The organism is Microcystis sp. (assembly GCF_048564745.1).
In the GTDB taxonomy this organism is placed as follows: Bacteria; Cyanobacteriota; Cyanobacteriia; order Cyanobacteriales; family Microcystaceae; genus Microcystis; species Microcystis ichthyoblabe_A.
Genome location: NZ_JBLZRT010000203.1, coordinates 1 through 24,966, shown reverse-complemented (window position 1 = coordinate 24,966; position 24,966 = coordinate 1). Strand labels below are relative to the sequence as shown.

Genomic DNA, 24,966 nt, shown 5'->3' with positions numbered 1-24,966 from the left:
ATTTACTGACTATTCTCTGAGTAAAGCGCTAAATCCTTCTTGCTGAAAATGCTTATCAAAAGTTAATATTTCATAAATTTCCAGTTGTCTCATAATCTGCATGGAAGCACAATCGGTTAAACTGTAACCTTTGTCTAATCGTTTTTTATAAAAATCAAAAGCTTGCTGAAATTGTTCACTGGTTTGGGGAATGATTATAGTTTTGCTGTCATTGCGTAAATCCAGAAGTGTTGAACGTCGAAAAAAGTCACACAAAAACGCCTATTATAGATAGGATGTAGAAGTAAAGATGGCTCTTCGTTACTCTTTATGCTAAATCAACAGACAAGATGCCAAAATAACATACTTCTAACCCAAAAATTCCGAAAGTTTCTCAAGCCATAGCCTCTCCGTTTTATTAGTTTAAGTTTATTGTTGATTCCCTCGACCACTCCATTCGTTGTCCTTGGCTCGAAATAATACCATTTCTCTAAATGAAAACTACACATCGAATTTAAGTCACCCTTTTTAAGGGGGATTTAGGGGGATTAAACTTCTGTAGTCAGACTTTGGAGAATTGGTATAACTTCTATATTATCCCGGCTGATCGCAAATGGTTTACCCGTTTAGCTGTGGGGGCGGTTATTTATCACACCCTCGAATCCCTCGGTTTAAAATATCCCACCGTCACCGAAGAACATCGTCAAGCTTTACTGAAAGCCAAAGAAATCCTCGAAAACGAGCCAGATTAAAAATGGAAGAAAATCCCCAAAAAGCGATAATTGCCGGAAAATCGATCGTATAATCAATGTCGATTTTCAAGAATTCCCCCTATGAATTATCGCATCGATCGCCGCACCTATGCAGAAACCTACGGCCCCACCGTCGGAGATAAAGTTCGCCTGGCAGACACGGAATTATTTATCGAAGTCGAAAAAGATTTCACCACCTACGGCGATGAGGTAAAATTCGGCGGCGGTAAAGTAATTCGCGATGGGATGGGCCAATCCCCCATTTCTAGGGAAGATGGGGCGGTAGATTTAGTGATTACTAATGCCTTAATTCTCGACTGGTGGGGCATCGTTAAAGCCGATGTGGGCATTAAAGACGGCAAAATTTATAAAATCGGTAAAGCGGGCAATCCCCACATTCAAGATAATGTCGATATTATTATCGGTCCTGCTACCGAGGCATTAGCCGGGGAGGGGATGATTTTGACAGCAGGGGGGATTGATGCCCATATTCATTTTATCTGTCCCCAACAAATTGAGACAGCGATTGCGTCGGGGATTACCACGATGATTGGTGGCGGGACCGGACCTGCGACGGGAACTAATGCCACCACCTGCACCCCGGGAGAATGGAACATCTATCGAATGCTAGAGGCCGCCGAAGCTTTCCCGATGAATTTGGGTTTTTTGGGTAAAGGCAATAGCAGTCAGCCGGAAGGACTAGCGGAACAGGTAAAAGCGGGGGTAATTGGCTTAAAACTCCATGAAGATTGGGGAACCACTCCGGCAGCCATTGATACCTGTTTAAGCGTGGCCGATAAGTACGATGTGCAGGTGGCGATTCATACGGATACTCTCAATGAGGCCGGTTTTGTTGAGGCCACTATCGCCGCTTTTAAAAATCGCGTCATTCACACCTACCACACGGAAGGGGCCGGCGGTGGTCATGCTCCCGATATTATCAGGGTTTGCGGGGAAATGAACGTTTTACCCTCCTCTACCAATCCCACCCGTCCCTATACGACGAATACCTTAGAGGAACACCTCGATATGTTGATGGTTTGTCATCATCTAGACCGGAGTATTCCCGAAGATGTGGCTTTTGCTGAATCCCGCATCCGCCGAGAGACTATTGCCGCCGAGGATATTCTCCACGATTTAGGGGCTTTTAGCATCATTTCCTCCGATTCTCAAGCGATGGGACGGGTGGGGGAAGTAATTATCCGCACTTGGCAAACTGCCCACAAAATGCGGGTACAACGGGGCAGACTGACCGGGGAAACGGGAGAGAATGATAATCTGCGGGCAAGACGATATATTGCTAAATATACGATTAATCCTGCTATTACCCATGGTGTCTCCGATTATGTCGGTTCCATCGAGGTGGGCAAATTAGCCGATTTGGTTCTCTGGAAACCGGCATTTTTTGGCGTAAAACCGGAAATTGTCCTGAAAGGCGGTTTAATCGCCTGGGCGCAAATGGGCGACGCTAATGCCAGTATTCCCACACCCCAACCGGTTTATATGCGTCCCATGTTTGCCTCTTTTGGTGGTGCGATCGCCAAAACTTCCTTGACATTTGTTTCTAAATATGCTATGAAAGCGGGCATTCCTGAGAAGTTAAAGCTGAAAAAAACCGCCGTGGCAGTGTCGAATACGCGCAATATCAGTAAGGCTAGTATGAAGCTAAATGACGCTTTACCGCGCATGGAAGTTAATCCCGAAACCTACGAGGTGCGTGCTGACGGAGAATTATTAATCTGTGAACCGGCTACGGTTTTACCCATGGCCCAACGCTATTTCCTATTTTGAATGCGATTTCAGAAAACGGGTTTTTTCAAAAAATCCGTTTTCTTTTTGAATCAACGGTTAAGGATTAGTAGGAAAATTTGGGAAAAATAACTTAACTAATCCTGCCATTAGTGCAGTAACAATAGCAACAAAGATGGTTCGATTAGTAAATTCCAAGTTATCTAGGCGTTTATTCACGCCTGTTAATTCTCCTTTAACATTTGCTAGGTCAACTCTTAAATTATTCACTTCTTCAGATAACTTGTCTATTTTACTATTAAGTTGTTCAGATAATCTGTCTATTTTGCCATTAAGTTGTTCAGATGACTTGTCTATTTTGTCATTAACTTCTTTGAATTGTCCTACAATAAAGTCTTTTAATTCTTTGAGGTCGTTTTCTGTAAATGTTGCCATTGTGTGACCCTCCTAGTAATTGTTTGTGATACCAATAATTTCACCCCTAAGTTTAACTCCTAACCCTTAATCAGTCAAATTGCATCGAAGTTGCATCACCAGAAGGAATAAAACTGGCCCAATAAAAAGGATGTTTTTGCTTCTCACCCTTGAGCATTCCTAGTTGAATTTGTCGTAAAGCTTCACTGCGTCCTTCTCCTTTTTGTAAGCGTCCATAATAGGCAACCATTAAATCTTTAGTCGCGTCATCAGATACTTTCCAAAGGCTAATTAATTGGCTTTCACTACCTGCTATAACTAAAGCGCGGCGCAATCCATAAACTCCCTGACCGATTTTAATATCTCCTTTCCCCGTATCGCAAGCGGAAAGCACAACTAATTTGGTTCCGACTAAGTTTAAATTGGTAGTTTCTAAAGCAGTCAAAACACCATCATCTCCTGCACTTTGACCGATTGTAACTCCTGCTAAAACTAACCCAGAACGCAATAAAGGATTCTCAATCACATTACGTTCACCTTGTAGGGGCGAATTGCGTTCGCCCGGATTGCGTTCGCCCGGATTGCGTTCACTCAAATTGCTTTCTGGTTTAAAAAAACCATGGGTAGCGATGTGGAGAATATTCGGTTTTTTCACTTGTTTGACGGCGTTTTCTGTGGCTTGAGAACCAGTTAAAACAGTGGCTTGAGGTAAGATATTTTTAATCGCTTTAGCTTCTTGTTCTGTACCCGGAAGACCGGGAAAAGTAAACTCAGACAGGTCGATGGAACGAGTGAGAGCGACTTTTTCCCCTGCTTTACCGTAGAAAGGATCAGCTACAATAAGCGGAGATTGTTGACTAGCAAATTTATCTTTAAGACGCAGTAAATCCCGTCCAGAAGTGAGATAAGTAATATGATAATTTTCCACTAAGTATTGATTATTTTCATCTACTAAAGCTTCAAAGGGAATTAAATTAAGTGCAGCATCAGGAGAAAGCAGAATTGTTTTAGTATTGCCTAATAATTGACGGATAGGCTGCATCAATATCTCATCAAGTTGACGCGCTGATTCTTTGAGTTGGGGAATAGGAGTTTGTGCGTCTGCAAGATTGTCACGAAAGTAAATTAATTTGTCCTCAATCGGTTTAGCTTCCCCTAAATCCTTCGCTTTGATGTCACCATTAGGATAGAGAATATAAACAGCATAGCGAGGAATGCCAAAACTATCATTTTTAGGATTATAAGGTTGATAGCGGACTATTTCAACTAAAGCAGCATCAGCAGGAATTAGCTTTTGAATCCCTTCCAGGGTAATGGGTTGGGATAGGCTACGAAATTCGGCACTACGAACACCGATTTTACCCTCTATTTCTTTTGCTTTTTCGGTAACTTCGTTAATTTGTTGACGGTAAATTTCTGGGTTTTTAATATCTTCAGGCTTTTTAAAAGTCAGGTTAGATAGTTGAGTCCGAACTTCAATCAGTTGAGTTAATAATCGTTGACTTTCGAGGTCATCAGTACGTTGTCGGAGAATTTGTAAGCTATTGGTTGAAACATCTAAAATTCGTCCTTTACGTTCTAAGATAGTTTTCAAGGCGAGACGGGTTGCTTCTGGGTTATTGGGTGCGGCTTGAAGATTGAGGGAAATCACCGAATTAGTCGTCCCTAAAACCTTTGCCATATAATCTTGTTTTTGCTTGTCATCCCCCATTTTTAGATTTTCTGAGAGGTTGTATTCTTCTACTGCAAGTCCTTGAGTGAGATAATTAATGGCTTGAGGAATGTCATCTTGAGACTGGTAAAATACAGCCAAATTGATGAGACCGGTGGCGGTATTGGGATGGTTGTCTCCTAATTGTTGTTTCCTGATAGCTAAAGCCTGTTTGTAGAGGGGTTCGGCTTCACTGTATCTTCCTTGAACTCTGTAAAGTCCTGCCAAATTGTTGAGACTGGTGGCGGTTAGGGGATGGTTGTCTCCTAATTGTTGTTTCCAGATAGCTAAAGCTTGTTTGTAAAGGGGTTCGGCTTCACTGTATCTTCCTTGAGACTCGTAAAGTACAGCCAAATTGTTGAGACTGGAGGCGGTAGAGGGATGGTTGTCTCCTAATTGTTGTTTCCTGATAGCTAAAGCTTCTTTGTAGAGAGGTTCGGCTTCACTATATCTTCCTTGAGACTCGTAAAGTTCAGCCAAATTGTTGAGACTTTGTGCGGTATCGGGATGGTTGTCTCCTAATTGTTGTTTCCTGATAGCTAAAGCCTGTTTGTAGAGGGGTTCGGCTTCGCTGTATCTTCCTTGAGACTCGTAAAGTGCAGCCAAATTGTTGAGACTGGTGGCGGTATCGGGATGGTTGTCTCCTAATTGTTGTTTCCTGATAGCTAAAGCTTGTTCTGCTAGAGGAATCGCCTCGTTATATTTCCCCTGCTGATACAATTGAATAACTTGCTGAGTTAGCCTCTCTGCTTCGGCTAATTTATCTTGCGGTGAAACCTGAGAAATCACCTGTCCCACCGTTGGGTTTAACATGACTCCCGATAATCCCATCATCCCGGTAATGACGACAACCGCTATCCCTGATTTGATTGATACTTTCATTGGTCTTTTATCCCTAGAGTTTATTGATAGGCAAAAACATTAACTTGAATAGATTTGTCGGGTTGAGCCTTGTGCTGTAGTAAAATTCTGATTTTTTCTGCTGTTTCACTACTAAAAACAACCTCACCACAGTTATAGCATTACTTTAAGGCAGAGCCTTAGATATTGTGTTCCAAGGCTTTGCCTTGGAACAAGGGGACAAGGAGAATTTGTTTTAAGTACCATAATTAGTATAAGGCCGTTTATAAGGTGGTTGCAGTCCCAAAACAATATCCTCCCTCTTAACACCCATTGAAATTAAATCCTCTGCTGGATTCAATTCCGTTAAATTTTGTTGTAGCCAAATCTTATTATCACGAATATCAAAATGAACAATCGAGCGGTAAACTCGTTTTAAACCTTCCCATCCTACATTCATCCACTGATAATGATCCCGTTCCACATCAAATATTAATTGTACTTCTACGTCTTCACCGGTAACATCTTCTGCTACATAGCGACTTAACAAATTTTGCACTGCTTGACGATATTTTATGAGTTTATCTTTATCCATTGTGTAATTACCTCCGTACAAAAGTAGTAGCCATTATCCATAATTTATAGTAATTTCAAATAAGTTGTAGGGGCGAAGCATTCGGATAAGAAATCTACGGTTTCAGCGATAGGTTATTGCCCGAATGCTTCGCCCCTACGGGAGTGCTATAACTTCCATCCTTACTCCCTCTTTAAAATTTCATTAATTGTTTTAGCCAATTCCTGAACCTGCGAAGTATCCCCTAACTGATTATAAGTCCCCTTCGCCTTGGTTAACCACTGTATCGCCTCATTCTTATTTCCCAAGAGACGATAAGCTATTCCTAAACCCGCTTGTATCTCCGCTTGCACTGACAAATTCTGCGTATTTGTTGCCAGTTTTAACGCCTTATCATAAGGTTTTTTTGCCAACTGAGGCAACCCTATCTTAAGGTAAGTATCCCCTAACAGTTGATAAACCGTAGCAACCTGACTATTTTGCTTCACCAATCCTTCTAATACCTCAACCGCATCCCCATACAACCCATAACCTCGATAAAGATGCGCTAAAACTAACCCTGCTTCCTCCGGGGATAATTGCTGCTGTTGAACAGCTTTAACAGCATCTAAAACCGTTTTCTTCGTCTGTTCATCTAATACTGTAAACCCGACGTTTTCATCATCACGTCTAGAAGACGCACCATTATCAGCTTCTATGGTTACTCGATATCGCTTTCCTGCTTCCAGAGGAGGTTCACCGGGATAGACTATCTCAGTTTTATTTGTCTGCGTTTCCCAATTAACCCCATCTATTTTGATAGTATAATTAGTTGCACCCGGAACAGCATTCCACCGCAGTGGAGGACGATTGGTAATAATATTCGTTTCACGGGGAGTAATTAGGTAAGGTAATTTTGCTAAAACTTTCTCTTTATTTCCTGTTGGACGGAGGGTTGTATTATTACTATTGGGAAGTGAAATCACAGGATTTCCCCGAGGACAGCCACTAGAAACAATATACTTTCCTGTTTTAACCGTCCAAGTCTGTTGATTACTACAATAAACCTTAACGGAAGCGTTGGCTGCTACTTCTAAATTATCATCAAAACTGAGGGTAAGTCCGACAGAAGCGGGAAGAGATTTCTTCCATTGTGGTTTTTTAACGGTAACTTTCCCTTTTACCTGAAAAATTGTGTTAACTCCAACAGTGTTGCTAAAAGTCGCCGCCGGAAATCCTACCGTAATTAATATCAGGGAAATGGGGGTAAAGATTTTGAGAAATTTATTCATGACTAGAATCAATTGGGGTTTGGCTTTAATTAGGTTCGTTGTTGAACTTTAGTCCTCATCTCAGAAAACGGGGTTTTTAAAAAACCCCGTTTTCTCGTTCGCCCAAAATGTAGGAGAACCTATTTTTTTCAAAACTACCCTTCTATTTTAACTATTTTTTAGCTTCATGTAAATAAGCTAAGACGCATTTAAAGCACTTATTCTTAAGATTAGCCGAATCTCCCCCAATCCCTTTACTGTTGCCTCTTGCCTCTTGCCTCTTGCCTCGTCTCAACAAGCAATTTAAATGCTTAACAGCTTATTTTCTGCCTTGAAACATTTGCAAGAGTTCTTTTGTGTCCTTTGTGTCTTTGTGGTTCTTTCCACTCGCTCACCAGCAGGACTGTATCTTAGAATACATTTTACCCACCAAACCTAAGAGAGCCAAAATTATTCCAAGCGGTTCGCGGTCATTGGTTAACAGAGAGGGAACTCTTGACATCGGGTTTTAGACTTGGCGTTCAACGAGGATGCCTGTCCTACTCGTCAGGATTTTGCCCCTGCCCGCTCCCTCCCATTGCTTGACATAAATCCCGCAATAGTGCTACAATGAGAAGCTGGCTTAAGCCAAAGACAGCAGGTGCCAAACAGCTTAAATACCCTGCCGAGGTCAAAGCGAGAAAACAGCAGCCAAAAAGACTAAAGAGAGATTTTTTCTGTCTCGGTCGTGCCTGAACTGAATTCTCTCCACTCAACCCCGGCGCTACAAGGGGTTATTTTTGTGCCTGTGGAACCGATCCCCCGCATACAGGAGGTGAACAAGGGATGGGGAGAAGCAGAGAAAGCAAGGGAGTAATTCTAGAAGAATTAAAAACCTCCCTGAGCGAAGCTCAATTAACGATGGTCATCGACTATCAAGGTTTAACCGTCGCCGAAATCAGCAATCTACGCCGCAAATTGCGCCCCACGGGAACGATTTGTAAAGTCACCAAAAATACTTTGATGGGCTTGGCGATCGCTGAAGATAGTGGCTGGGAACCGATGAAAAGCCTTTTATCGGGAACATCCGCCTTTCTGCTCGTAAAAGAGGATATCGGTGGAGCTTTCAAGGCCTATCAAGAGTTCAAAAAAGAAAGCAAAAAAACCGAATTGCGCGGCGGTGTCCTCAAAGAAGGGACAAAAGGTCAACTGTTGACGGAAGATCAGCTCAAAGCGATCGCCGATTTACCGTCGAAAGAACAGTTAATCGCTCAGGCAGCCGGAGCAATCAACGCCATTGCCGCCAAACTGGCCCGCAGCATCAACGAAGTTCCCGCATCTTTGGCCCGTGCCGTCGATGCCGTGGCCCGTCAAGAAGAAAAAGAAGCGGCTTAATACCGCGCCAATCAATCACTTACAAACAATTAGGAGTCTAACCCATGTCTGCTGTAGCTGAAATCTTAGAAAAACTCAAAACCCTGACCCTCTTAGAAGCTGCGGAATTAGTCAAAGGTATCGAAGAAACCTTTGGAGTTAGTGCCGCCGCTCCGACCGGTGGCATAATTATGGCTGCCCCCGGGGCTGCTCCCGCGGCCGCCGCTGAAGCTGTGGAAGAACAAACCGAATTTAACGTCGTTCTTGAAGAAGTTCCCGCCGACAAGAAAATTGCTATCCTCAAGGTAGTGCGCGAATTGACCGGTTTAGGACTCAAAGAAGCGAAAGACCTAGTAGAAGCCGCTCCCAAAGCGGTTAAAGAAGGCACTAACAAAGATGATGCCGCCGCCGTCAAGAAAAAACTGGAAGATGCCGGGGCAAAAGTTAGCGTTAAATAGATTGCCACTGATTCTGGGGATGTAGATTACATCCCCAGACAAGCCGAAAAGCTCATTTCCTGATACTATAGGATTGTTATAGCAGTCTTGTAGGATGTCCAACCATGGAAAGCGTCGCTTACATTTTAGTTTTAACTATGGCTTTGTCGGTAATTTTCTTCGCCATCGCCTTCCGGGAACCTCCCCGGATTCAAAAGTAAATTTCTTAACTCCGTTTAGGTTAATAATTTTCTTCCCTGAGCCGCCCGCTTGTCAAAAGCAGGTTAGCGGCTCTGGTTTTCGTATTTAAAGGCTTAAATTAAAGGTTCCCCTCACCGAGCGCCTCCTATGCAATGCCCTAATTGTCAGCATACCGATAGTCGCGTTTTAGAGTCCCGTTCCTCCGAAAACGGTCAGAGCATTCGTCGTCGTCGTGAATGCTTACAATGTAAATATCGCTTCACCACCTACGAGCGCATCGAATTCGTGCCGATCACGGTGATTAAAAAAGATGGTAAACGGGAATCTTTTGATCGCTGCAAACTGCTGCGGGGGATCGTCCGCGCTTGCGAAAAAACCGGCATTCCCCACTCAAGATTAGAGGCGATCGTCAATGATATCGAATCCCGTCTGCAGCAAGACTCAAAACGGGAGGTAACAAGTCAGGAGATCGGTCAATTAGTCCTAGAATACCTCCGGCAGGAATCGGAAGTGGCTTATGTTCGCTTTGCTTCGGTTTACGGCAATTTTCAGGGAATTAGAGACTTTATCGCCGCTTTAGCGCTGCTGCAATCCTCCGAAATCGAACGCGCTCATCCTTCTTGGTCTCCAGTGGAAGAAGCCAGCGTGATCACCTCGTCTTAAATAGTTCCCGATTCAGTTATAATTAGGATCCCTTGTGCTATTTAAAGCCCAAGCTCTGGTTGGATTCTTAAAAGTCATTCTTGAGGCGGATTGCCTCCAAGAAAGCCGGATGCGGCAGTTCATCCCCTAGGCCCTGCCTAGGAACTAAATTAGGAGGCATCTCCTGTATTTAGAAACTGTACATCACATAGGAGGAAAAACCTACGGAAATTCCGAGGCCCAAACAACGTACATGACCACCCAAAAAACCGCAAACAAAAACATAGGCTTTACCCATGAAGATTTTGCCGCCCTTCTAGACAAATACGATTATCATTTCAGTCCGGGAGATGTTGTCGCCGGGACTGTTTTCAGCATGGAACCCCGGGGAGCGCTCATCGATATCGGTGCTAAAACCGCCGCTTTTATCCCCGTGCAGGAGATGTCGATCAACCGCGTCGATAATCCCGAAGAGGTTTTACAGCCCAACGAAACTCGGGAATTTTTCATTCTTACCGACGAGAATGAAGATGGACAGCTAACCCTGTCGATCCGTCGCATTGAGTATATGCGCGCTTGGGAACGGGTGCGTCAATTGCAAAAAGAAGATGCTACCGTGCGCTCGAATGTTTTCGCCACTAACCGTGGTGGGGCATTAGTCAGAATTGAAGGTCTCCGCGGCTTTATCCCCGGTTCTCACATTAGCACCAGAGAAGCGAAAGAGGATTTAGTTGGTCAGGAATTGCCCTTAAAGTTTTTAGAAGTGGATGAAGATCGCAACCGTCTGGTTTTAAGTCATCGTCGCGCTTTAGTGGAACGCAAGATGAACGGTTTAGCCGTGGGACAGGTGGTAATCGGTTCCGTGCGCGGAATCAAGCCCTACGGTGCTTTCATCGATATTGGTGGAGTCAGTGGTTTACTGCATATTTCCGAAATCTCTCACGATCACATTGACACCCCCCACACGGTTTTCAATGTCAATGATGAGTTAAAAGTGATGATTATCGATCTCGATGCCGAAAGAGGTCGCATTTCCCTCTCGACTAAACAATTAGAACCAGAACCGGGAGATATGCTAAAAAATCGCCCGTTAGTGTTTGAAAAAGCTGAAGAAATGGCGATTAAATACCGAGAAAAACGTCTAGCGGAAGCGGAAGGTCGGACCGTCTCGGAAGTAGTGGAAGAAATCGAAATCCCCCCCGCCTTGGAGGAGGAAGATTTAGTTCTCGCCGCCACCGAGGAGTAAGTCAGTTATCAGTGATCAGTTATCAGTGATCAGATTTGAGTTTTAAGTGTACAGTATTAAATAGAAGTTTCCTACTGTCTTTTCACTGATTACTGTTTACTGATCACTGATCACTGAAACGTCTCCCAACTCCCCGTTTAATTTCAATCTTCAGACACTGCCGATAAATCCTGTAATTCCAGTCATCTCCTCACTAATATTGGCATCGAGGAAACGATCCAAGTCATCAAAAGTGGTTCCGTAGGCAATAGTGCTATCGTGGTATCCTTTCAGACTGACGGTATGTTGAGCAAAAACTTGGTGGAGATGGGGTAAACCGATGAGATAACTGTAGGTAGTAGCTCCGATGGCTAAATCCTTGCCCATTTCTTTGGTAGCCGACTCTAAACGAAAAGCGGCGTTGACTGTATCCCCGATCGCCGTATAATCTGGATGTTCACCGCTGCCAGTATTGCCGACCATGGCATAACCAGTGTTCACTCCCGCACCGATGCGTAATTTAAAGGGTAAGGGATATTGTTCGCTTAAGGCGCGAGTCATGTTATGTAGTTGCGTAATTGCTTGAAAAATTTGCAAGATATCGTCTTGATCGACTTCCTGTTGGCCGTGAAACCAGATGGCCATGATCGCATCACCAATATATTTATCTACCCAACTGCCAGAACTGCGGACAATACCCCCGGCATGGCGAAACCAACTGCCAATCAGAGAAGAAAGCACTTTTTCGTCTAATTGCCTCGTTAAAGCCGTAAAATTCCGCATATCCACCACCATCACCGATGTTAAGCGCCGTTCATGGACGGCGGAGGTGAGGGTATCCCATTCTAAATTGCGCGGTTGCTTGCCCACATTGGTGGGAGTAGGACGATAGAACTGCACCTCGGTTTTGCCAAAGGTGATCTGATCTTGGCTATGGATAGTCACTGGAATGGCCACCCTTCTGCCATTGACAAAAGTTCCATTGAGACTACCGAGATCGATCAGATAAAAATCCCCTGTTTCCGTGGATTGTAAAATAGCGTGATTGCGAGAGATACAGTGATCCTTAATCACGATATCGTTATCTTTGCCCCGTCCGATTGTCCAGCAAGATTTCCCCACGAGAGGGAAAAAACGCTGGCCCTTCTCGGTATGGAGTAGTAAATAGGGATTTTGTCCTGGTAGTATATCCACGGGTGCATAAGCGGCAATAGATAGACTGCACTAATTATATAGTTTATTCTATTAAGCCAGAGAAGCGGTAATCCAAAATAAACCATCGACTAAAATTGTACTCAATACGGCTCCGCTAAATGCCCACCAATGACATACCCTTTTTTGCAAAGGATAGATACCGATCGCTAAGAGCAGGTTGAGCAGCACAATCGCCCAACTGATGCCCCAGGGGGTCTCAATTTGGGCTAAGGCGTTATGAAATATCGGCGATACTAGGTTGGGGTCTAGTTCCACGGTCATTAATTGTCGCCAGTAGGGAATTAGTCCCGTTAGATAGAAATATAAATCGGTGATGGCGGTTCCTAACAAAGAACCCAGATAGAAAAGATTGCCCACTTTGCCGCGACCTTTGCATAATCCCCAGAGAACAAAGGGCAGCCCGATCGCTTCCATGGGAATATGGATCAACGGTTCCCAACGCCACCAACCCCAGTACAGAGAACCTGCTAACCAACTCCAACTAAAGCCCAAAAGTAAATCCCCCCAAAGACTGATTTTTGCTTGTTTGAGCAGCCAAACCCCTAACCCCACCCAGAAAAAGGTTAAACCTAGGCTAACTTCGGGATAGTAGCGCACTAGGGGCGCTTGTATGAATACGGGGACTGATACCAGAAATGCTGCTGTCCAAAAGACGGATTGACATTTTTCCCAGTTAGGGGCTAGGGGTTTCAGGCGATCAGGATTGCTGGGAACTAGGGTAGAGTTGAGCAAAGGATTTCAGAATTGTTACGAAACTTTACTTATATTAAGATACATCATTCTCTCTCCACTATATCCCCTCTGGAAGATTTTGATAAAGTGAACTACTCTCAAGGTCGTTGAGAGCTTCCTATTTCACGGGGGATTGCCTCAAGACGGACTTACGCCCAGCTTTTGGTCTTACATCCCCTCTATGGGCAGTATCGCGCTTTTCCTAACGACAATACCCTTCGACGTAGCTCAGGGCAAGCTTCGGCTTTGCTCAGTACAAGTAAGTATCCGTAAGGCTTCATTTTTGATATTTGTTGCCGCATTTATGTCACGGTCATGAGTTGTCTGACAATGTTCACAAGTCTATGTTCTAACATCAAGTGGCAAACTAACCACTTGATTTATAGCGTTTCCTGTTCGCAAGAGGTGCATTATCGATGTTAAAAAGCTTAATCAGCAAAGGTTTAGCTGTACCACACAGGCGTGAGAACTAATATATAAACTTCATCTATTAAACCCAGATTCCGCACTTCACTAAGTAGCATAGTAGTAGTATGTAAATTTATAGCCAAGGGCAATCACTCTGGCAATAAACATCCGTATTTTTTAGGCAATAGTTTTCGTAGTACGGATTAGAGAATGTCAATATTAGGCTCTTCTGGTTTTCGTGTGTTAATTTTTGTTATAAATTAAAGCAAGCAAACAGCTTAAGTCGAAGATGTTCAAAATTGGTAAATCCATAACTTATTCTTTTAATAAGCTTTATTTTGGTATTCATTCCCTCAATTAATCCGTTGGTTGTATTATTTTCAAAGTAATTACAGATACCCTGCAAATGCTTCTGGATCATGCTGGCACTACTTTGATATAATATCCCGCCTATTCTTATCCATTTTTCCAATTTTCTCTCAGCACCTCTGAACGTCTTACAACCTTGATAAATTTGTCTTATTTCTTCTTTCATTTCCTAGTCTATTCCCAAGCATAGATGTTCTTTCAGGATAACTTCTAGTTGTTGTTTTTGCTCGTCCTTTAAGTCCTCTTTATTCTTCCATAATAAATGAGGTAATCCTTTTTCATGCACCCCCATTAACTTTCTCAATTTATTAAGCTCGTCATTAATGATATCCATTACATGAAAACGGCCATAGATGATTTTAGCATTAGGAAATAATTCCTTGATCACTGCTGTAAATCCTGACCACATATCGACGCTCACTTCTTTCATCTTCTCCCGAACTGCGTCTGGCTGTGCTTTTAAGGCTTCCATTAATTCTTCTTGCTTATGTCCTTGAATCACATCTAGTAAAATTTTATTGTTCAAATCTACGACCGTTGTGATGAAATCTTTATGTCCTTTTAAGTTACTATAGCAAGTCTCACACCTGTGTGGCACAGTTAAACCTTTGCTAATTAAGCTTTTAAACATTAATAATGTACCTTTTACGAACAGGAAACGCTATAAATTCATCTAAACTTATTCGTTCTGGTGCTTCCCACTCTTCCTTTTCTAGTTCTTTAGCACAGTGATTAAATATTAACTCAACTTCTTCCCATCCTAACCCTTCTTCCCGACTTATTTCTTCGATGCTACAATTTTTTACTCTCTCATAAATCATCGATTCATAGCGGATTGTATGATGCTGTCTTAATCTCATAAAACTCAGTCTTTCGCTGATATACTTTTGGCACTTTTGACAATGAAACTGACGGCGTGGTACTTATAAATATACCCGACTGCCTAATATTGATAAATCTCTGACTAGATTATACTCTGCCTGATTAATTCTGTCCAAGATTTGATGGCAATTCGGACATTGAATTGTTTCATTTAAAAGAGCGAGCTTTAGGAAAATTGTCTGAGCAATTTTTTGATAATTGACCACTGTTACATTTGGTAAATCGAGGAGTTGATCAAAATTTATCCACCTAACTCACCTCCTGTTCTGTGTTACTATCATACCATGCTCACACAGAACCTAGAAAGGCCAATGCGTCTTAGTCTAGAATTGTGATAGAACAGATAGTAATCCCCTAAACCCTTGACAATAAGCAGCTGAACAATGGGATTAAGCTCCTTGCCCGTTCACGAATCATTTAGAATTGCTGTAGCTACTCAATTAAAGTAGTATTTGCCTGAAAGAGGGCAAAAAATCTAGAAAATCTAAATAACTAAACCCAAAATCTAGGACAGAAATATGGAAACTCTGACGTTTAGTCAACCAATGCAGTTAACTGCATTACCCACGCAAGATGAACTTCCCTGCGATGATGGAGTACCGATGGAAACTCAAAGGCATAAATGGCAGATGGATCTGTTAATAGACAGTATATCCCCTTGGCTAGACCGACGAGAAGATGGTTATGCCAGTGGCAATATGTTCGTCTATTTCAGTACAGCACAACTGAAAAATCAAGACTTCAAAGGACCTGATTTTTTTGCCGTCTTAGGTGTACCAAAAGGAGAGCGAAAAAGTTGGGTTACTTGGGAGGAGGGAAAAGCTCCCGATGTAGTGATTGAACTCCTCTCGGAAAGCACCGCCCAAATAGATAAAAACGAGAAAAAACAGATTTATCAAGATAAGTTACGAGTGCCTGAATATTTCTGTTACGATCCTTTTAACCCTGAAGATTTTGCCGAATTTGTCTTAGTTGATGGCCTATATGAACCACGGCAACCCAACGAGAAAGGATGGCTAATCAGTGGTCGTTTGGGATTAGCTTTAGTTCGTTGGCAGGGAGAATATAGAGGGGTAACAACCGTCTGGATTCGCTGGGCGACTTTAGATGGAATCTTGTTACCAACCCCGCGAGAGTTGGCTGAAGAAGCACAACAGAAAGCTGAGGCAGCACAACAGCAAGCTGAGGCAGCACAACAGCAAGCTGAGGAAGCACAACAGAAAGCTGAGGAAGCCGAAGAAAAAGCCGAACGATTGGCGGCTAAACTCAGGGAATTGGGGATTAATCCCGAAAGTCTCTGAATTTCTCTGGGTGGATTTTGGTAGTCCCACTAGCCTAGAGTTGACAATTTGGGCAGGGTGGGTTATGATGCCACAGGTTAACGGTAAACTCGTTTATGGCTGACTTCCAACTAACCACTCCTGTGGCCTTCCTGATTTTCAATCGACCAGACACGACGCCGAGGGTGTTTGAAGCCATTCGTCAGGCGAAACCACCTAAGTTATTAGTGGTTGCCGACGGTCCGCGTCCAGATAGAGCCGATGATATTGAAAAGTGTAAGGCCGCCCGTGCAGTTATCGAGGGTGTGGATTGGGATTGTGAGGTGTTGACGGATTATTCTGATTTAAATTTAGGATGTGGTAAGCCTCCAGCGACAGGAATTACATGGATATTTGAGCAGGTGGAAGAAGCAATTATTCTTTAAGATGATTGCCTACCTCATCCAACTTTTTTCCGCTTTTGCGAGGAACTACTAAGCTACTACCGACATGATGAAAGGATAATGGTCATTTCAGGAAATAATTTTCAATTTGGGCGCAGTCGTACGGATTACAGTTACTACTTCTCTCGCTACAATCATATCTGGGGATGGGCAAGTTGGCGGAGAGCTTGGAAATACTTTGATTATGGTTTGAAACTGTGGCCAAAAATTAGAAAAGAAAACTGGCTCACATCTATCCTAGAAAATCGAAAAGTAGTAAAATACTGGACTAAAAACTTTCAGAGAACTTATGAAGGAGATCCTACTGTGTGGGATTATAGATGGACGTTTGCCTGTTGGATTCAGAATGGTCTAACTATCCTTCCTAATGTAAATTTAGTTAGTAATATTGGATTTGGTGAAGATGCTACTCATACAATTGCTAGTAAAAGTAGAGTGGCAAATCTTCCTGTTAAAGAAATGAATTTTCCGTTAAAACATCCTCCATTTTTGCTGCGTCATGTTGAGGCAGATGATTTTACTGATCGTAATCTCTTTGACTCTAGCTTGTTCTCCAGATTCTTGAGAGGATGTTTGAAAAGGGTCACAGGTAGCGTAGTCGTCTAGGCAAGCCGCCTCAACATGAGTCGAATCATCTTCCTTACCCTTAGAACATCTATATCTCTACACTACCCCTAGTGGTCTCCTGACTTTTCAAACATCCTCTAAGAGTTTAGACTGATTCTCGCCTTGCTCAACCGTCGCCGGGGAGAGAGTTGAGGATTTGTGCCGCTTTGGGTTGACAATTTGGTCGGGATAGTTCAAAATAACAGAGGTTAAGAGTAAATTCGTCTATGACTGACTTCCAACTGACCACTCCTGTCGCCTTCCTGATTTTCAATCGACCTGATACGACGGCGAGAGTATTTGAAGCCATTCGTCAGGCAAGACCATTATGAAGAAAGCACCGATAGCATTTTTTGCTTATAAGCGACCTGGACATACATTGCGGTCTTTGGAATCTTTAGCTCGGAATGAGGGAGCAGCAGAAAGCGAACTATTTATATTTTGTGATGCCCCTAAGCGACAAGAAGATCAGGAATATGTCAAACAAGTACGAGAAGTAATTAGGAGTAAAAAGTGGTGTGGGACAGTTAACATTATTGAGAGGGAAACTAATTTAGGGCTTGCAAACTCGATTATTAGAGGCGTGACAGATCTATGTGATGAATATGGTAGTGTGATCGTAATTGAAGATGATTTGATACTATCTCCATTTTTCCTTGACTACATGAACAAAGCTTTAAACCTCTATAAAGATGCTCACCATGTCATGCAAATATCTGGATATATGTTTCCGGTAAAGCTTGAACTGGAAACAGATGCAATATTCTTACCATTTCCTACTTCTTGGGGATGGGCAACTTGGCAGAGTTCTTGGAAATACCTTGATCTTTCTATGTCAGGGTACGAAAAGTTGAAGGGGGAATCGTTACTCAGGTATAAATTTGATTTAGATGGTTCATATCCTTATTTTAAAATGCTGGAAAGTCAAATAAAAAATAAAATCGATTCGTGGGCGATTGTTTGGTATTTAACTGTGTTTATGCAGCAGGGGTTGACTCTATTTCCTACTCAATCATTAGTCACAAACATAGGATTTGACCGCAGTGGCACGCATGGAGGGAGAGAAATTGTCGCCAACAAAACAAACGATGATTTTGATAATGCCATAACAGATAAGGTGATATCGTATCCAAGTTCATGTGAAGTTTGCTTTCCAGCATATCTGGTCTTAGCTGAACATTTTAAAGAACTTCAAAGAGAGTCAAAATCCCTGATCAAAATACTATATTTAAAATGCTACGATATGTTAGAATCGCTGAAACAACAACCTTAGATTAATATTGAGGAGATAAATTATGCTCAAGGAATTTTATAAAGAGATGTGTCCTCCATTATTTTTGAAGACTTTTGCTTTATTAAGAGTAAAATTGTCAAGGATATTAGATCATTATGTTTACCCTAAAAATCAATCATCTGGTTCACGAATTATTGGTGATAATGGTCAAGATTTAGAAATTTACTGGAATCCCGATATGGCAGAAATTTTAGACACTTGGGGTGAAGGTAATGCTTGGAATGAACTGGAATTTCTCATGGTCAATTGCCGAGGTAAAGTTTTAGATATTGCCTGTGGTACTGGTAAGAATATTGAGACTCTGTCTAAATTCCCACCAATCGAAGTATATGGCTGTGATATTTCCGATTTCTTGATCAAGAAAGCCCTAGATCGTGGTATACCTGAAGAACGCCTTAAAATATGTGATGCTACAAAAACAGATTATCATGATAATTCTTTCAATTATTCTTATTCTATAGGTTCTCTTGAGCACTTCACCGAAAATGGAATTGTGCAATTTGTTGCTGAAGCTTATCGAATTACGCAGTATAGTTCTTTCCATATGATTCCTGTTTCTAGAAGTGGTAAAGATGAGGGATGGATTAAAACTCTTCAGAGCTTTCATAATAATTCTGTTAATTGGTGGTTAAATAAATACAAGTCTTCCTATCAGTCTGTCTTTGTAATTGATTCAAGTTGGCAAGATGATATTTCCGTAGGCAAGTGGTTTATTTGCATTAAAAATATAGAGAAATTTTAAAATGCTTAGAAAATTTTATTCCTACTTAACTACTTATTTGACTCACAAAAAGAGTTTAATATCAATATCTGTTGGAGCGAACACTCAAATTACTGGAACTATAGATAAACGTTTCAAAAAGAGTAATATTATCATAGGTGAAAATTGCTTAATTCAAGGAAATCTAGTCACTGAAACTGAAGAAAGTTCAATAAATATAGGTAACAACGTGTTTATTGGTGGTGACACTATTATAGATTGCGTTAGGTCAGTTACTGTAGAAGATGATGTTTTAATTTCTTATCAATGTATATTAGCTGATAGCAATAATCACAGCATTAGCTATAGCATTAGAAAGAATGATTTGGCTGATTGGAAACAGGGAAAGCACGATTGGAGTACAACGAAAAGTTCACAAATAAAAATATCTAGAGGAGCATGGATCGGAGCACGCACAATCATTCTCAAAGGAGTAAAGATAGGTGAGGGGGCAGTTGTTGGAGCAGGTTCAGTTGTTACTCAAGATGTCCCAGCATGGACTATTGTCGCTGGTAATCCAGCGCGTGTGATTCGGGAGATTCCAGAACATGAACGCTAATTTATTAACTTGGGAACAAGCAGTTTGTTGGCTTAGAGAGCAGCCAGAAAAACAAGAACTGGTACGTTGCTGTTATTACGACGATCCGTTAGAGTTAGCGGCAGAAAGATTTAGTAACAGTGAAGAATGGCTTGCAGTTAAAAATCTATTGAGTCAATATATACCAGGAAAAGTATTAGATTTGGGTGCAGGTCGAGGAATTTCCAGTTATGCTTTTGCTAAATTGGGATGTTCCGTGACTGCCTTAGAACCAGATTCTAGTCCACTGGTTGGTGCTCAAGCTATCCAATCTTTAGTTGACAGCACTCAGTTACCTATTCAAATTATTCAAGAATATGGAGAAACCTTACCTTTTGAGGATAATACTTTTGATCTAGTTTATGGACGAGCGGTACTGCATCATGCCTATGACTTGAAAAAACTCTGTCAGGAAACTGCACGAGTCTTAAAACCTGGAGGAGTATTGATAGCAACTCGTGAACATATTATCTCAAAAAAGGAAGACTTACCACTCTTTTTAGCGTCACATCCTCTACATTTTTTATATGGCGGAGAGAACGCTTATTTGCTCCAAGAATACCTAGAAGCTCTCGATACAGCAAGACTAAAACTGCAAAAAGCAATCGCTCCCTTCGAGAGCGTAATCAACTATGCACCGATGACCCAACAGGACTTTTCAAACTTAATTAAATCTGTCCTAGCTCCTATTATTGGTGATAAATTAGGCAACTGGCTGGCTAACAATGAAACTGTACAAAAGTTTTGTGGTTGGTATCAATCTCAAAAGTCAGAAACTCCAGGTCGTCATTATTCATTTATTGCTATCAAACCCTGAGATTAATATCTTGAAAACTGTTCTTATTACTGGTGTTACAGGATTTATTGGGCGGTATATAGCTCGCGAATTCGCCCAAGCTGGGTGGTCTGTTGTCGGTTTGGGAACCCGTCCTCCAGAAAACGCGCCAACTCAAGATCTCTTGCGTTATTATCAACTCACTCTACCTTCCCCTGATTTAGCCATACTCATCGAACAACTACAGCCACAGATCTGCATCCATTCTGCTGCAAGGGCATCAGTTCCTCTTTCAGTAAGTGAACCAAAAGCAGATTTTACCGATGGAGTAGTTGTTACTTTCAACTTATTAGATGCACTTCGCCTTCATGCACCTCAATGCCGAGTTATTTATCTTTCTAGTGCTGCTGTTTATGGTAATCCCAAAACTTTACCCGTTAATGAAAGTCATTCCCTCAATCCTATTTCACCCTATGGCTACCATAAGCTAATCTGTGAACAACTTTGCCAGGAGTTTTTCCAAGTTTATGGCTTACTCACAGCTACAGTACGCATCTTTTCTGCCTATGGTCCGGGGTTGAGGCGACAAGTTATCTGGGATATCTGTCACAAGGCTCTGACAAGCCCCGTTCTCAATCTACAGGGAACGGGTAATGAAAGTCGTGATTTTATCCATAGTCGAGATATAGCAAAAGCTCTCTACCTCTTGGCAGAAAAAGCTCCTTGTCACGCCGATGTTTATAACTTGGCAAGTGGAACAGAAACCTCTATTAAGGAGTTAGTTAACTTGATACTAGAACATTTGAAACTCGATATTCTTGTACATTTTGATGGTACAATACCTATTGGCAATCCCTTAAACTGGAAAGCTGATATAAATTGTCTCAAAAAACTTGGGTTTCTTCCTGAAGTAACTCTTGATAGAGGAATCAGTGTCTATACTCAATGGTGTCGTGCGGAGCTAATGGGATGATAAAAACTTTAAATATTGCTATTCTGATGCAAGCTGATGATAACTGGATGGGGGGGATTATTTATATTAAAAATCTTGTCAAATCTATTGCCGAGTTACCTGCCAATAAAAGGGAGCATATTAAGCTATATTTATTTATTGGTTCTAATCTCAAAAAAAGCTATTATGAAGAACTGGAAAATCTAGTAGAAGAAATATATGTAACTAATTGTATAAAGCCTTCTTTTTTGAATCGATTATTATGGAAAGTCGGTCAAAATGTTTCTTGGCTAAGGGATAGAAGATTGATAAAACTTTTAGAAAGTAAAGAAATAGACTTTGTATATCCTGTTCCAATAAATTGGGGTATTTCCTGGGAGTTTAATTGCGGTTGGTCAACTTGGATTCCAGATTTTCAACATAAATATCTACCCTCATATTTTTCTACTAAAGAAATAAAAAGCCGTGATAAAGCATTTGAATATTTATCTAACAATTCGTTAAATATAGTCTTTAGCAGTAAAAGTGCTTTGAGCGATTTTGCTGCTTTTTACCCTGAATCTAAAGCTCAGAAATTTGTATTAAGTTTTAGAACGATACCCAATCAAGACTGGTTTGAAAATGATTTAGCTCCAACATTAGTTCAGGAAAAATATAATCTTCCAAACAAGTTCTTTTTGGTTAGCAATCAATTTTGGATACACAAAAATCATCAGCTGATCATAGAAGCACTTATCTTATTGAAAAGAACAAATGTCAAGCCCGTAGTTGTGTGTACTGGTAAACTTTATGATAGCCGATTTCCTAAGTATGGAGAAGAAATAAAAAATTCAATTGAAAAAAACTCTTTAAGCGATCAATTTATAATTCTTGGATTAATTCCCCGTTGGGATCAGATTCAACTAATGAGGAGATCGTTAGCAGTGATTCAGCCTTCATTGTTTGAAGGATGGAGTACAGTAGTAGAAGATGCTCGAGTGTTAGGTAAAACAATATTATTATCAGATATTTCTGTCCACAAAGAGCAAAATTCTCCCAGTGCTATATTTTTTAAACCAGATTCTTCACAAGAGCTTGCCAATCATCTTGAATTATTAACTAATAAGCTTATGCCTGGACCAGATTTAATATCTGAATCAGAAGCGCGAACCAACAATAAAATAGAATGCCAAACTTATGCAGAACAATTTCTGAATATTGTCCAAACAGTTGTTTCCTAGTTGGAAACTAAATCAATTTCTCTTTGGTGCTATGACAGCAACAAGCGATCGCAGGAAAGGGTTTCATCTGCTGCTACCTGCCATAAAAAAACTCAGCCAATGGGAAATATGGCGGCATAAATTAGAGTTAGTGGTCTTCGGTGCCTCTGAACCAGTGAATCCGCCTGATTTTGGCTTAAAAACCCATTATTTAGGCAGATTAAATGATGATATTTCCCTAGCTTTAGTCTATGCCGCCGCCGATATTTTTGTCGCTCCCTCAATTGAGGATAATCTTCCCAATACAGTCATGGAAGCTCTCGCTTGTGCCACTCCCTCTGTTGCCTTTAAAATTGGTGGAATGCCTGATATGATCGAACATCAAGAGAATGGTTATCTGGCTCACCCCTTCGAGGTGGAAGACTTGGCACGGGGAATTAATTGGGTATTAGAAGATACAGAAAGATATAACCAATTGTGCATTCGAGCAAGGCAAAAAGTGGAGCAAGAATTTACTCTTGAGATTCAAGCATCTAAGTATTTAAAGCTGTATAATGAGATATTGTAATATAAGCAACCTCGAAAAATTGCCTCTCTTTTCAATAACAGAAGCCTAAAAGCGCATAAATTCCTCGATCATTCTCAATAACCTTGATTCCTTGAAGTGTCCTAACAGCGCAACGACCAGATTCCAGAACTCAGAACTTAATTCAAAAAATGGAGGTTATTAAACCGTGAAATCAATAGAAACCTTAGAAATTCCTGTAATTATTGCCCATTTTGGTGGGAAGCCAAATTATTTAAAGTTTGCCTTGAAATCAGCGGCAAACTTTAATAATACAGTTGTGCTTATCGGAAATGACACTAATAAAGGCTTTTGGGGAAATCACTGGGATACAACCCTAGTAGAGTTTGATAAATATCAAAATTTTCAGAAATGCTACGTTCAAATGTCAGATTACTCAGGAATATATGAGATTGCCATGTGGAAACGTATGTTTGTGTTGGAAGAATGGATGAAAGAGAATGGTTATCAAAGGGTATTTCTGTTAGATAGTGATATCATGACTTTTGCGAATTATTCAGAGGAAGTTTATCCAGTTTTACCTAATGATTGTATAGCTGCTTTAATGACATCTACTCCTAAAAATCAAGATACTAATTTTCGATGGGCATCTACTAGCTCTTTTTCATATTGGACGCTTGAGGGGTTGGAGAATTTTACAGATTTTTGTATTGAAGCATACAGCAATAAAAATATACCAGATAAGCTAAAAGCTAAATGGCAATGGCATATTGATAATCATAAGCCAGGAGGAATATGCGACATGACCCTATTATATCTATGGTCTAAAGACAATTCTAAAGTGGCTAATCTTACCAGAGCCATGAATGATATGACACCAGATTACAATATTAACTCATCAACTAATTACTTAGAGGATGAATACCAAATGCAATTTGGTTTAAAAAAACTTATATTCAAAAATGGAATTCCTTATGGATATAATAAAAATTTAAATAAAGAGATAAAATTTTTGTGCATTCATTGTCAGGGAAGGGCTAAAAGCGTGATGAGATTTCTGTATTATAAACAATTAAGAGATTTTTATTATATTGGAAACCTTGTTCAAGCAACTAAAGCAAAAATGAAGCTCTTAATCAAAAAGATTATAAGTAATAAATGAAAGTAATAAAATTTGGAAGGATGTTGCAAATGGATGGCATTTTCTTTAAACCAGATTAAAAATTTAATCTGGTAAAACATGAGTAAAGTTGTTTGTTGATATCCCTTCCTAAATAGTGCTACACTGTGTACACAATGCGTACACAACGAGAGAGACTATGGATAAGCATGACATTGAGAAAATTGGGGTGCGAGAATTTCGGAGCGAACTCCCTAAATACATATACGGTCAGACTCCCGTTGAGGTACTACGTCACGGTCATCGAAAATTTGGGTCTGAAACCCCGTCGTTCCACGACGGCCTTACTCTTAAATATGAGCATCGTTTACAAAATATATGCTAAAATGTGAGGTATGGAAAAAACCTATTCGTTTCGATTTTACCCCACACCAAAACAAGAGTCGCTATTGCGGCGCACTTTGGGCTGTGTAAGATTGGTTTACAACAAAGCTCTCCATCTCAGAACACAAGCTTGGGATGAAAGACAAGAAAGAGTAGGATATGCTCAAACTTCTTCAGGTTCTTCCGAACTTACACTGTAGAAAATTCCTTAAGCTCCCTCTCTGTCCAGCAATGCTCTAAAGTTGATAAATATCAATCTAACAAAAACTGAAAGCCCTATTGTACAAGCTTTACAAGCATAAGTTGTTGATAGTTTT

The 24,966-nt window shown here is 41.0% G+C and carries 22 protein-coding genes, 8 pseudogenes and 1 other annotated feature; of the genes and pseudogenes, 20 read left to right on the top strand and 10 right to left on the bottom strand.

Annotated features, from left to right (window positions below; translation table 11 throughout):
• Positions 1-9 precede the first annotated feature (9 nt).
• Both ACOCD9_RS20760 and ACOCD9_RS20755 read right to left on the bottom strand, forming a co-directional pair.
• Positions 10-225 (bottom strand): annotated as a pseudogene (locus tag ACOCD9_RS20760) (type II toxin-antitoxin system VapC family toxin); the annotation flags it as partial.
• A 92-nt stretch (positions 226-317) separates the two neighbouring features.
• A pseudogene (locus ACOCD9_RS20755) lies at positions 318-458 on the bottom strand (transposase); the annotation flags it as partial.
• Between the two features lie 105 nt (positions 459-563).
• On the opposite strand from ACOCD9_RS20755, the pseudogene ACOCD9_RS20750 reads away from it, so the two are divergent.
• Positions 564-731: pseudogene (locus ACOCD9_RS20750) on the top strand (polyphosphate kinase 2 family protein); the annotation flags it as partial.
• Positions 732-812: 81 nt separating this feature from the next.
• Complete coding sequence (gene ureC / locus ACOCD9_RS20745) at positions 813-2,522, top strand: urease subunit alpha (RefSeq protein ID WP_002735350.1); 1,710 nt, start codon at positions 813-815, stop codon at positions 2,520-2,522.
• 57 nt (positions 2,523-2,579) lie between these two features.
• Here the strand turns inward: ureC and ACOCD9_RS20740 are convergent, their stop codons facing one another.
• From ACOCD9_RS20740 to ACOCD9_RS20725, 4 genes are all read right to left on the bottom strand, one after another.
• Positions 2,580-2,915: an LPP leucine zipper domain-containing protein gene (locus ACOCD9_RS20740; protein WP_287742816.1), complete on the bottom strand. Its 336-nt coding sequence runs from the start codon at positions 2,913-2,915 to the stop codon at positions 2,580-2,582.
• Positions 2,916-2,985: 70 nt separating this feature from the next.
• Positions 2,986-5,418, bottom strand: a complete 2,433-nt coding sequence (locus ACOCD9_RS20735; protein WP_419548321.1) for a CHAT domain-containing protein — start codon at positions 5,416-5,418, stop codon at positions 2,986-2,988.
• Between the two features lie 283 nt (positions 5,419-5,701).
• On the bottom strand, positions 5,702-6,040 hold the full coding sequence (locus ACOCD9_RS20730; protein WP_002735894.1) for a XisI protein: 339 nt from the start codon (positions 6,038-6,040) through the stop codon (positions 5,702-5,704).
• A 161-nt stretch (positions 6,041-6,201) separates the two neighbouring features.
• Entirely contained in the window at positions 6,202-7,290 is a 1,089-nt protein-coding gene (locus ACOCD9_RS20725) for a tetratricopeptide repeat protein (RefSeq protein ID WP_419548312.1), read from the bottom strand.
• A 588-nt stretch (positions 7,291-7,878) separates the two neighbouring features.
• Positions 7,879-8,058: a sequence feature (ribosomal protein L10 leader region), on the top strand.
• A 36-nt stretch (positions 8,059-8,094) separates the two neighbouring features.
• On the opposite strand from ACOCD9_RS20725, the gene rplJ reads away from it, so the two are divergent.
• The 5 genes from rplJ to ACOCD9_RS20700 all read left to right on the top strand — a co-directional run bounded on the left by rplJ (position 8,095) and on the right by ACOCD9_RS20700 (position 11,148).
• Positions 8,095-8,643 (top strand): 50S ribosomal protein L10, encoded by a 549-nt coding sequence (gene rplJ / locus ACOCD9_RS20720; protein WP_193957883.1) that lies wholly within the window; start codon positions 8,095-8,097, stop codon positions 8,641-8,643.
• Positions 8,644-8,687: 44 nt separating this feature from the next.
• A complete protein-coding gene (gene rplL, locus ACOCD9_RS20715) occupies positions 8,688-9,080 on the top strand; it encodes a 50S ribosomal protein L7/L12 (protein ID WP_002781111.1) in 393 nt (130 codons plus the stop codon).
• A gap of 104 nt (positions 9,081-9,184) precedes the next feature.
• Positions 9,185-9,280 carry a photosystem II reaction center protein T gene (locus ACOCD9_RS20710; protein ID WP_012267019.1) on the top strand — a complete coding sequence of 32 codons (96 nt, stop codon included), beginning with the start codon at positions 9,185-9,187 and terminating at the stop codon, positions 9,278-9,280.
• Positions 9,281-9,407: 127 nt separating this feature from the next.
• Positions 9,408-9,923, top strand: a complete 516-nt coding sequence (gene nrdR, locus ACOCD9_RS20705) for a transcriptional regulator NrdR (RefSeq protein WP_419548311.1) — start codon at positions 9,408-9,410, stop codon at positions 9,921-9,923.
• Positions 9,924-10,155: 232 nt separating this feature from the next.
• The gene (locus ACOCD9_RS20700; protein ID WP_287704433.1) at positions 10,156-11,148 is read left to right on the top strand and encodes a 30S ribosomal protein S1; all 993 of its coding nucleotides are present in this window, start codon (positions 10,156-10,158) and stop codon (positions 11,146-11,148) included.
• Between the two features lie 150 nt (positions 11,149-11,298).
• On the opposite strand, the gene ACOCD9_RS20695 is transcribed toward ACOCD9_RS20700, so the two are convergent.
• The 4 genes and pseudogenes from ACOCD9_RS20695 to ACOCD9_RS20680 all read right to left on the bottom strand — a co-directional run bounded on the left by ACOCD9_RS20695 (position 11,299) and on the right by ACOCD9_RS20680 (position 14,978).
• Complete coding sequence (locus ACOCD9_RS20695) at positions 11,299-12,321, bottom strand: adenylate/guanylate cyclase domain-containing protein (RefSeq protein WP_287704435.1); 1,023 nt, start codon at positions 12,319-12,321, stop codon at positions 11,299-11,301.
• A gap of 51 nt (positions 12,322-12,372) precedes the next feature.
• Complete coding sequence (locus ACOCD9_RS20690) at positions 12,373-13,074, bottom strand: DUF3120 domain-containing protein (RefSeq protein WP_287704437.1); 702 nt, start codon at positions 13,072-13,074, stop codon at positions 12,373-12,375.
• Between the two features lie 118 nt (positions 13,075-13,192).
• A pseudogene (locus ACOCD9_RS20685) lies at positions 13,193-13,458 on the bottom strand (zinc ribbon domain-containing protein); the annotation flags it as partial.
• 277 nt (positions 13,459-13,735) lie between these two features.
• A pseudogene (locus tag ACOCD9_RS20680) lies at positions 13,736-14,978 on the bottom strand (ISL3 family transposase).
• Positions 14,979-15,251: 273 nt separating this feature from the next.
• On the opposite strand from ACOCD9_RS20680, the gene ACOCD9_RS20675 reads away from it, so the two are divergent.
• The 13 genes and pseudogenes from ACOCD9_RS20675 to ACOCD9_RS20615 form a co-directional block, all read left to right on the top strand.
• The gene (locus ACOCD9_RS20675) at positions 15,252-16,034 is read left to right on the top strand and encodes a Uma2 family endonuclease (RefSeq protein ID WP_287704438.1); all 783 of its coding nucleotides are present in this window, start codon (positions 15,252-15,254) and stop codon (positions 16,032-16,034) included.
• Between the two features lie 164 nt (positions 16,035-16,198).
• Positions 16,199-16,438, top strand: a complete 240-nt coding sequence (locus ACOCD9_RS20670) for a hypothetical protein (protein ID WP_287704440.1) — start codon at positions 16,199-16,201, stop codon at positions 16,436-16,438.
• Positions 16,439-16,516: 78 nt separating this feature from the next.
• Positions 16,517-17,062 (top strand): hypothetical protein, encoded by a 546-nt coding sequence (locus ACOCD9_RS20665; RefSeq protein ID WP_287704442.1) that lies wholly within the window; start codon positions 16,517-16,519, stop codon positions 17,060-17,062.
• Positions 17,063-17,289: 227 nt separating this feature from the next.
• A pseudogene (locus ACOCD9_RS20660) lies at positions 17,290-17,388 on the top strand (glycosyltransferase family 2 protein); the annotation flags it as partial.
• A 2-nt stretch (positions 17,389-17,390) separates the two neighbouring features.
• Positions 17,391-18,335 carry a glycosyltransferase family 2 protein gene (locus ACOCD9_RS20655; RefSeq protein WP_287704444.1) on the top strand — a complete coding sequence of 315 codons (945 nt, stop codon included), beginning with the start codon at positions 17,391-17,393 and terminating at the stop codon, positions 18,333-18,335.
• Positions 18,336-18,357: 22 nt separating this feature from the next.
• Entirely contained in the window at positions 18,358-19,098 is a 741-nt protein-coding gene (locus ACOCD9_RS20650) for a class I SAM-dependent methyltransferase (protein WP_287704446.1), read from the top strand.
• A 1-nt stretch (position 19,099) separates the two neighbouring features.
• The gene (locus tag ACOCD9_RS20645) at positions 19,100-19,675 is read left to right on the top strand and encodes an acyltransferase (protein ID WP_287704449.1); all 576 of its coding nucleotides are present in this window, start codon (positions 19,100-19,102) and stop codon (positions 19,673-19,675) included.
• Complete coding sequence (locus ACOCD9_RS20640) at positions 19,665-20,510, top strand: class I SAM-dependent methyltransferase (RefSeq protein ID WP_287704451.1); 846 nt, start codon at positions 19,665-19,667, stop codon at positions 20,508-20,510. Before ACOCD9_RS20645 ends, ACOCD9_RS20640 begins: the two co-directional genes overlap by 11 nt.
• Before the next feature lie 10 nt (positions 20,511-20,520).
• Positions 20,521-21,441, top strand: a complete 921-nt coding sequence (locus ACOCD9_RS20635) for an NAD-dependent epimerase/dehydratase family protein (protein WP_287704453.1) — start codon at positions 20,521-20,523, stop codon at positions 21,439-21,441.
• Complete coding sequence (locus ACOCD9_RS20630) at positions 21,438-22,640, top strand: glycosyltransferase family 4 protein (protein ID WP_287704455.1); 1,203 nt, start codon at positions 21,438-21,440, stop codon at positions 22,638-22,640. Before ACOCD9_RS20635 ends, ACOCD9_RS20630 begins: the two co-directional genes overlap by 4 nt.
• A 19-nt stretch (positions 22,641-22,659) precedes the next feature.
• Positions 22,660-23,187, top strand: a pseudogene (locus tag ACOCD9_RS20625) (glycosyltransferase); the annotation flags it as partial.
• Positions 23,188-23,353: 166 nt separating this feature from the next.
• A complete protein-coding gene (locus tag ACOCD9_RS20620; RefSeq protein WP_287704459.1) occupies positions 23,354-24,307 on the top strand; it encodes a hypothetical protein in 954 nt (317 codons plus the stop codon).
• A gap of 353 nt (positions 24,308-24,660) precedes the next feature.
• Positions 24,661-24,837: pseudogene (locus ACOCD9_RS20615) on the top strand (helix-turn-helix domain-containing protein); the annotation flags it as partial.
• Positions 24,838-24,966: the final 129 nt, after the last annotated feature.

Coding starts and splice junctions, on each gene's coding strand:
- ureC (WP_002735350.1), top strand. CDS start 813: ATGAATTATCGCATCGATCGCCGCACCTATGCAGAAACCTACGGCCCC.
- ACOCD9_RS20740 (WP_287742816.1), bottom strand. CDS start 2,915: ATGGCAACATTTACAGAAAACGACCTCAAAGAATTAAAAGACTTTATT.
- ACOCD9_RS20735 (WP_419548321.1), bottom strand. CDS start 5,418: ATGTTAAACCCAACGGTGGGACAGGTGATTTCTCAGGTTTCACCGCAA.
- ACOCD9_RS20730 (WP_002735894.1), bottom strand. CDS start 6,040: ATGGATAAAGATAAACTCATAAAATATCGTCAAGCAGTGCAAAATTTG.
- ACOCD9_RS20725 (WP_419548312.1), bottom strand. CDS start 7,290: ATGAATAAATTTCTCAAAATCTTTACCCCCATTTCCCTGATATTAATT.
- rplJ (WP_193957883.1), top strand. CDS start 8,095: ATGGGGAGAAGCAGAGAAAGCAAGGGAGTAATTCTAGAAGAATTAAAA.
- rplL (WP_002781111.1), top strand. CDS start 8,688: ATGTCTGCTGTAGCTGAAATCTTAGAAAAACTCAAAACCCTGACCCTC.
- ACOCD9_RS20710 (WP_012267019.1), top strand. CDS start 9,185: ATGGAAAGCGTCGCTTACATTTTAGTTTTAACTATGGCTTTGTCGGTA.
- nrdR (WP_419548311.1), top strand. CDS start 9,408: ATGCAATGCCCTAATTGTCAGCATACCGATAGTCGCGTTTTAGAGTCC.
- ACOCD9_RS20700 (WP_287704433.1), top strand. CDS start 10,156: ATGACCACCCAAAAAACCGCAAACAAAAACATAGGCTTTACCCATGAA.
- ACOCD9_RS20675 (WP_287704438.1), top strand. CDS start 15,252: ATGGAAACTCTGACGTTTAGTCAACCAATGCAGTTAACTGCATTACCC.
- ACOCD9_RS20665 (WP_287704442.1), top strand. CDS start 16,517: ATGGTCATTTCAGGAAATAATTTTCAATTTGGGCGCAGTCGTACGGAT.
- ACOCD9_RS20655 (WP_287704444.1), top strand. CDS start 17,391: ATGAAGAAAGCACCGATAGCATTTTTTGCTTATAAGCGACCTGGACAT.
- ACOCD9_RS20650 (WP_287704446.1), top strand. CDS start 18,358: ATGCTCAAGGAATTTTATAAAGAGATGTGTCCTCCATTATTTTTGAAG.
- ACOCD9_RS20645 (WP_287704449.1), top strand. CDS start 19,100: ATGCTTAGAAAATTTTATTCCTACTTAACTACTTATTTGACTCACAAA.
- ACOCD9_RS20640 (WP_287704451.1), top strand. CDS start 19,665: ATGAACGCTAATTTATTAACTTGGGAACAAGCAGTTTGTTGGCTTAGA.
- ACOCD9_RS20630 (WP_287704455.1), top strand. CDS start 21,438: ATGATAAAAACTTTAAATATTGCTATTCTGATGCAAGCTGATGATAAC.